The sequence below is a fragment of the Streptococcus respiraculi genome, assembly GCF_003595525.1.
Taxonomy (GTDB): Bacteria; Bacillota; Bacilli; order Lactobacillales; family Streptococcaceae; genus Streptococcus; species Streptococcus respiraculi.
Genome location: NZ_CP022680.1, coordinates 448497 through 455000 on the forward strand (window position 1 = coordinate 448497; position 6504 = coordinate 455000).

Genomic DNA, 6504 nt, shown 5'->3' on the forward strand with positions numbered 1-6504 from the left:
GATAGGTGTTATCAATGCACAGGGATTTCAACGATACGGAAATCAGTTTTTTCAACTTGGATTTTTCCATGGTAAAATTTTGTCAGACTGTCCATGATGTTCTGCGTCTCTTTCTTATCGGTAAAAATCATGGTCTGAATATCTGCTAAAAATTCAGTATCATATTCTTCTAAATTATGTGTCGCCCGCCAATTGGCAAATTCCTGATATTGGGAATAGTTCATCGTAATCGAAATGCCTTGCTGTTCCTTGACCTCGACAATCCCAATCTCAGATACGGTATGGGCGACTGCTCCAGCATAAGCCCGAATCAAGCCTCCGGCCCCTAATTTAACTCCACCAAAATAGCGGGTCACAACGACAGCTACATTGGTCAATTGATTGTTTTCTAAGACAGTAAGCATCGGAACGCCAGCAGTTCCAGAAGGCTCACCGTCGTCTGAAGACCGCTTGATTCCCATATTTTCGCCTAGGATAAAAGCAGAGCAGTTATGGGTGGCGCGGGAGTGTTCTTTTTTGATTGAGTTAATAAAGTCACGGGCTTCATCTTCAGAAGCTACCCGTTTTACATGACAGATAAACCGTGATTTTTTGATTTCCTCTTCTGCTAAACCGTCAGTAGCAATTGTTCGATATTCTCTCATATCCTGATTGTACTAATTTTTTTTTAAGATGACAAGTTTTCAGATAAAAAATGCGAATAGATAACTATGACAGATTTAGCAAATTACTATGGACGGTTGTTTACCCACCACCAATTGACAGCAGAAGAGCGCAAGCAAGCTCAGAAGGTAGCAAGTCAAGTTGACAAGGCCTGTTTTCGTTGTTCAACTGTTTTTGATGACAAGCATCGTCTGCCAAATGGCGCCCTGTATTGTAGAGAGTGCATATTACTCGGACGCGTGCGGACGGATGAAGATTTATATACATTTCCCCAGCAAGCCTTTCCACCACAAAATTCTTTAAAATGGAAAGGACGGTTGACTGCATGGCAGCAGGGAATTTCAGATGCGCTTCGGCAACAATTTCAAGCTAAAAAAGCTACCTTAGTTCATGCTGTGACAGGAGCTGGTAAAACTGAAATGATCTATCATGTCATGGCAGATGTGATTGATGCAGGCGGTGCGGTTTGCTTAGCTAGTCCACGGATTGATGTTTGCCTCGAGTTGTATAAGCGTTTGCAGCATGATTTTTTCTGTCCGATTAGTCTGTTACATGAGGGAGCAGAACCTTACTTTCGCACGCCACTTGTGATTGCAACCACACATCAACTGCTGAAATTTTATCAGGCGTTTGACTTGGTCTTGATTGATGAGGTGGATGCCTTTCCCTATGTGGATAATCCCATACTTTATCGTGCAGTAGAAAATGCTATCAAAGAAGGTGGTGTGACCATATTTTTGACTGCTACTTCGACGAATGAATTGGATAAAAAAGTTCGTATTGGAGAACTGCACCGCCTCCGACTACCCCGACGCTTTCATGGGAATCCCCTAGTCGTTCCGCAAAAGGTATGGCTCTCTCATTTTGAAAAGAATCTAAAGAAGAGCAAAATCCCCCAAAAATTGGTAAAGAAAATAGCAGAGCAACAAAAAACAGGCTTTCCTCTCCTCCTTTTTCTACCGGAAATTCGTATGGGGCAAGACTTTGCTAATCTATTGACAACCTATTTTCCAGACCAGGGCATTGGCTTTGTCTCCAGTCAGACCGAAAATCGTCTTGAAATCGTGGGACAATTCCGCAAGCAGGAAATCACCATACTTGTCACGACCACTATTTTAGAACGTGGGGTCACTTTTCCAGGTGTCGATGTTTTTGTAGTAGAGGCTAATCACTACCTCTATACCTCGTCCTCCCTCATTCAGATTGCCGGACGAGTAGGCCGAAGTATGGAGCGGCCAACAGGGACCTTGCTCTTTTTTCATAATGGAACCAATCGTGCGATTGAAAAAGCTATTCAAGAAATTCAGCTAATGAATAAGGAGGCAGGCGATGGTCAGGTGTCTACTGTGTCAGCAAAGTCTTAAAAATCGGGTCTTGTTTTCAGACATTCTTCTATTAAAGAAAGAAAAAGAAGAAGTTTGTGTTGACTGCAAAAAGCGGTTTCTTCCCATATCAGAAACGCACTGCCCAACATGCTTTAAAGAAGGAGAAGAAAAAGTCTGTTCAGACTGCCACTATTGGCAGGACAAGGGGACGGGAGTCTCCCATGAAAGCCTCTATCGCTATAACGAAGCAATGGCAGATTATATCAGCCGCTATAAATTTATTGGCGATTATCTGCTACGGACTGTATTTGCAACTGAATTACGGATCTATTTCAAAGATAAGAGAGGTCATACGCTTGTGCCTATTCCTATTAGTGAGCAGAGAATGGCAGAGCGTGGCTTCAATCAAGTCACTGGCTTGCTAAATGCAGCAGGGCTTTCGTTTCAGGAAATTCTCCAAAAAGAAGCGACCAAAAAGCAATCAGATAAGAATCGCCAAGAACGTTTAGCGTTAAAGCAGCCTTTTTCCATTGTTGAAAAAACAGCTATTCCCGAAAAACTTATATTGGTAGATGATATTTATACGACAGGCGCTACTATATGGTTAGCAAAACAACTCTTGATGAAAAATGGTGCGAAAACAGTCACGAGTTTTTCACTCGCCCGTTAGTAAACGCTTGCAAAAAAATCATAATATGGTATAATGATAGTGAACAAAAGCGAAAGCTTAGAAAGAGGTATTTACTATGATTAAATTTAGCATTCGTGGAGAGAACATCGAAGTAACAGACGCTCTTCGTAGTTACGTCGAAGAAAAAGTAGCTAAGATTGAAAAATACTTCCATGCAGACCAAGAGTTAAATGCGAAAGTAAATCTAAAAGTATACCGTGATAAACGCTCAAAAGTAGAAGTGACTATCCCACTAGGATCAATTACACTTCGTGCAGAAGATATCTCTCAAGACATGTACGGTTCAATTGACTTAGTAGTTGATAAGATTGAACGTCAAATTCGCCGCAATAAAACAAAGATTGAAAAGAAAAATCGTCAAAAAGTTTCTACTAGTCAGTTGTTTACAGAAGAGTTAGTAGAGCAAGTTGAAGAAGAAGTAAAAGTTGTTCGTACCAAGCAAGTGGATTTGAAACCAATGGATTTAGAAGAAGCTATTTTACAACTTGAATTGCTGGGACATGATTTCTTCATCTATACAGATGCGAAAGACTCTACAACAAATGTCATTTACAAGCGTGAAGACGGTGGCCTCGGTTTACTAGAGGTCAAAGCTTAAAAAATATCTTGAAAATATCTGCAGATTCCTGTAGATATTTTTTGAATCTCCTCTTGCGAAAGTGAGTAGCTTTCGTAGTAGCTTATACTAGCAGTAAGAGGCCACGTTTTTTACGGTATTATCGGGCCAAGGCCAAAAAGAAGGCACAGTTCGGCAAATTTCAAGTTCAAGTTAGCCAGTCTGTAAAAATTCTCTAGGAGATTTGTAACCCAATATCTTCTTTGGATAGTTGTTAATCCAGTTTTCAATAAATGCGACTTGTTGCTGCGTCGCCTTTTTGCTTCCCTTAGGCAACCAACGCCTGATGAGTCTATTATGATTCTCATTAGTTCCACGCTCCCAAGAGGAATAAGGGTGGGCATAGTAGATATGATCGGGGCCAAAAACTTCTGCTAAACGACTGAATTCAGTCCCGTTATCAGCTGTGATTGAGTTAATTTGATAATCTCTGAGGATCATTTTCAGAGCTTGATTGACTGAAGACGCGGACTTATCGGGAATGAGTCGGATGATTTGATAACGACTCTTTCTATCAGTTAGAGTCAACAGACACTCATTTTTTGCCCGTGTTTGAATAACCGTATCAATTTCAACATCACCAACATTCTCACGTTGATTAATGCTTTCTGGCCGTTCCTCAATCGATTTTCCAGCCGGCTTAAAGTTGGGACTCGCTTGTTTTTTCTTCGTTTTCTCCTTGCGAGGATAAAGCATGCCATCCTTGGTCAATCCTAAGTGTCCATGATGAATCCAGTAGTAAATGGTGGAGACGGAGACAGATATCCCTTTTGCTTTTACCATCATCTCAGGAGAGTATTTCTGCTTGATATAGTGAAGAATCTTTTCTTTGAGTTCCTTGGTTAGGGAAGTCTGCCTCACAGAATGTTTACGATTATTTTGATAGTTTTTTTGAGCGAAGTCAGCTGAGTAGATTATTTCAAATTTTCCTTTACGCACTTGTTGCCTAACCAGACCACGTTTGACTTCGTTGTGAATGGTTTGAGGAGCCTTCTCTAATCTTCTAGCGATTTCACGATTTGAGAGCCCTTCTTGAAGCCAACGCTCAATCATTCTACGTTCAGCTAGTGTCAAATGTTTCCTTTTTGGTGTATAATAGTGTTGCATCTCAGAGTCTTTCTAATTGTTCTTGTGGTGATTACAATTATATCTCTCTGAGATGTTTTTTTATACCCTTGAGTGGCTAACTTCATTTTAGAACTTTCGCCGAACTTTCGTTCATGAAAAAAATTCAAAAAAAGTAAAAAAAGTAGTTGACAATAAGAAGCAGAGGTGATATACTGATATAGTTGTCGCTTGAGAGAGCGATAAGGCAAGACCTTTGAAAATTAAAGAAGACGAACCAAACGTGCAGGGTGGTTTATGGAGACATAAACCGTCAATGAACATAAGAAAATAAATCTGTCAGTGGACAGTATGAGTGAAGACTCAAACTATTAAATGAGAGTTTGATCCTGGCTCAGGACGAACGCTGGCGGCGTGCCTAATACATGCAAGTAGAACGCTGAAGCTTGGTGCTTGCACCGAGCGGAGGAGTTGCGAACGGGTGAGTAACGCGTAGGTAACCTGCCTGGTAGCGGGGGATAACTATTGGAAACGATAGCTAATACCGCATAAAAGTACTTACTGCATGGTAAGTATTTGAAAGGTGCAATTGCACCACTACCAGATGGACCTGCGTTGTATTAGCTAGTTGGTGAGGTAACGGCTCACCAAGGCGACGATACATAGCCGACCTGAGAGGGTGATCGGCCACACTGGGACTGAGACACGGCCCAGACTCCTACGGGAGGCAGCAGTAGGGAATCTTCGGCAATGGGGGGAACCCTGACCGAGCAACGCCGCGTGAGTGAAGAAGGTTTTCGGATCGTAAAGCTCTGTTGTAAGAGAAGAACGTTAGCGGGAGTGGAAAATCCGCTAAGTGACGGTAACTTACCAGAAAGGGACGGCTAACTACGTGCCAGCAGCCGCGGTAATACGTAGGTCCCGAGCGTTGTCCGGATTTATTGGGCGTAAAGCGAGCGCAGGCGGTTTGATAAGTCAGAAGTAAAAGGCTGTGGCTCAACCATAGTACGCTTTTGAAACTGTCAAACTTGAGTGCAGAAGGGGGGAGTGGAATTCCATGTGTAGCGGTGAAATGCGTAGATATATGGAGGAACACCGGTGGCGAAAGCGGCTCTCTGGTCTGTAACTGACGCTGAGGCTCGAAAGCGTGGGGAGCGAACAGGATTAGATACCCTGGTAGTCCACGCCGTAAACGATGAGTGCTAGGTGTTGGGTCCTTTCCGGGACTCAGTGCCGCAGCTAACGCATTAAGCACTCCGCCTGGGGAGTACGACCGCAAGGTTGAAACTCAAAGGAATTGACGGGGGCCCGCACAAGCGGTGGAGCATGTGGTTTAATTCGAAGCAACGCGAAGAACCTTACCAGGTCTTGACATCCCAGTGACCGTCCTAGAGATAGGATTTTTCTTCGGAACACTGGTGACAGGTGGTGCATGGTTGTCGTCAGCTCGTGTCGTGAGATGTTGGGTTAAGTCCCGCAACGAGCGCAACCCCTATTGTTAGTTGCCATCATTGAGTTGGGCACTCTAGCGAGACTGCCGGTAATAAACCGGAGGAAGGTGGGGATGACGTCAAATCATCATGCCCCTTATGACCTGGGCTACACACGTGCTACAATGGCTGGTACAACGAGTCGCGAGTCGGTGACGGCAAGCTAATCTCTTAAAGCCAGTCTCAGTTCGGATTGTAGGCTGCAACTCGCCTACATGAAGTCGGAATCGCTAGTAATCGCGGATCAGCACGCCGCGGTGAATACGTTCCCGGGCCTTGTACACACCGCCCGTCACACCACGAGAGTTTGTAACACCCGAAGTCGGTGAGGTAACCTTTTAGGAGCCAGCCGCCTAAGGTGGGATAGATGATTGGGGTGAAGTCGTAACAAGGTAGCCGTATCGGAAGGTGCGGCTGGATCACCTCCTTTCTAAGGAAATGGAACTCTGTACGTAGTCTTCTTTAATTTTGAGAGGTCTTGTGGGGCCTTAGCTCAGCTAAGCGAAACCGCAGGTTTCAGGTTTGTCGAAGCGAAAGCGAACGACAGGGGCCAGCGGCACCCGAAGACAATAGAATAAGAAACGTGAACTAATAAGAGAAAACCAGATTATTAGTTGGGGCCTTAGCTCAGCTGGGAGAGCGCCTGCTTTGCAC

Annotated in this window: 5 protein-coding genes, 1 tRNA gene and 1 rRNA gene (1 of these 7 cut by a window edge); 5 read left to right on the top strand and 2 right to left on the bottom strand. The window is 43.8% G+C overall.

The window, feature by feature from the left end; genetic code table 11:
* Positions 1 to 11: 11 nt before the first annotated feature.
* Positions 12 to 644 carry a YigZ family protein gene (locus CHF41_RS02135; protein WP_119875820.1) on the bottom strand — a complete coding sequence of 211 codons (633 nt, stop codon included), beginning with the start codon at positions 642 to 644 and terminating at the stop codon, positions 12 to 14.
* Positions 645 to 710: 66 nt separating this feature from the next.
* On the opposite strand from CHF41_RS02135, the gene CHF41_RS02140 reads away from it, so the two are divergent.
* From CHF41_RS02140 to hpf, 3 genes are all read left to right on the top strand, one after another.
* The gene (locus tag CHF41_RS02140) at positions 711 to 2027 is read left to right on the top strand and encodes an ATP-dependent helicase ComFA (RefSeq protein WP_119875821.1); all 1317 of its coding nucleotides are present in this window, start codon (positions 711 to 713) and stop codon (positions 2025 to 2027) included.
* Positions 1993 to 2658 carry a ComF family protein gene (locus tag CHF41_RS02145; protein ID WP_119875822.1) on the top strand — a complete coding sequence of 222 codons (666 nt, stop codon included), beginning with the start codon at positions 1993 to 1995 and terminating at the stop codon, positions 2656 to 2658. Before CHF41_RS02140 ends, CHF41_RS02145 begins: the two co-directional genes overlap by 35 nt.
* A 76-nt stretch (positions 2659 to 2734) precedes the next feature.
* The gene (hpf, locus tag CHF41_RS02150) at positions 2735 to 3277 is read left to right on the top strand and encodes a ribosome hibernation-promoting factor, HPF/YfiA family (RefSeq protein WP_119875823.1); all 543 of its coding nucleotides are present in this window, start codon (positions 2735 to 2737) and stop codon (positions 3275 to 3277) included.
* A 171-nt stretch (positions 3278 to 3448) separates the two neighbouring features.
* Here hpf and CHF41_RS02155 read toward each other — a convergent pair whose 3' ends face one another.
* On the bottom strand, positions 3449 to 4402 hold the full coding sequence (locus tag CHF41_RS02155) for an IS30 family transposase (protein WP_119875415.1): 954 nt from the start codon (positions 4400 to 4402) through the stop codon (positions 3449 to 3451).
* Between the two features lie 329 nt (positions 4403 to 4731).
* Between CHF41_RS02155 and CHF41_RS02160 the strand changes: the two genes are divergently transcribed.
* Both CHF41_RS02160 and CHF41_RS02165 read left to right on the top strand, forming a co-directional pair.
* Positions 4732 to 6280: ribosomal RNA gene (locus tag CHF41_RS02160) — 16S ribosomal RNA — on the top strand.
* A 186-nt stretch (positions 6281 to 6466) separates the two neighbouring features.
* Positions 6467 to 6504 (top strand) — tRNA-Ala (locus CHF41_RS02165) (it continues 35 nt past the right edge of the window).

Coding starts and splice junctions, on each gene's coding strand:
- hpf (WP_119875823.1), top strand. CDS start 2,735: ATGATTAAATTTAGCATTCGTGGAGAGAACATCGAAGTAACAGACGCT.
- CHF41_RS02155 (WP_119875415.1), bottom strand. CDS start 4,402: ATGCAACACTATTATACACCAAAAAGGAAACATTTGACACTAGCTGAA.
- CHF41_RS02145 (WP_119875822.1), top strand. CDS start 1,993: ATGGTCAGGTGTCTACTGTGTCAGCAAAGTCTTAAAAATCGGGTCTTG.
- CHF41_RS02140 (WP_119875821.1), top strand. CDS start 711: ATGACAGATTTAGCAAATTACTATGGACGGTTGTTTACCCACCACCAA.
- CHF41_RS02135 (WP_119875820.1), bottom strand. CDS start 644: ATGAGAGAATATCGAACAATTGCTACTGACGGTTTAGCAGAAGAGGAA.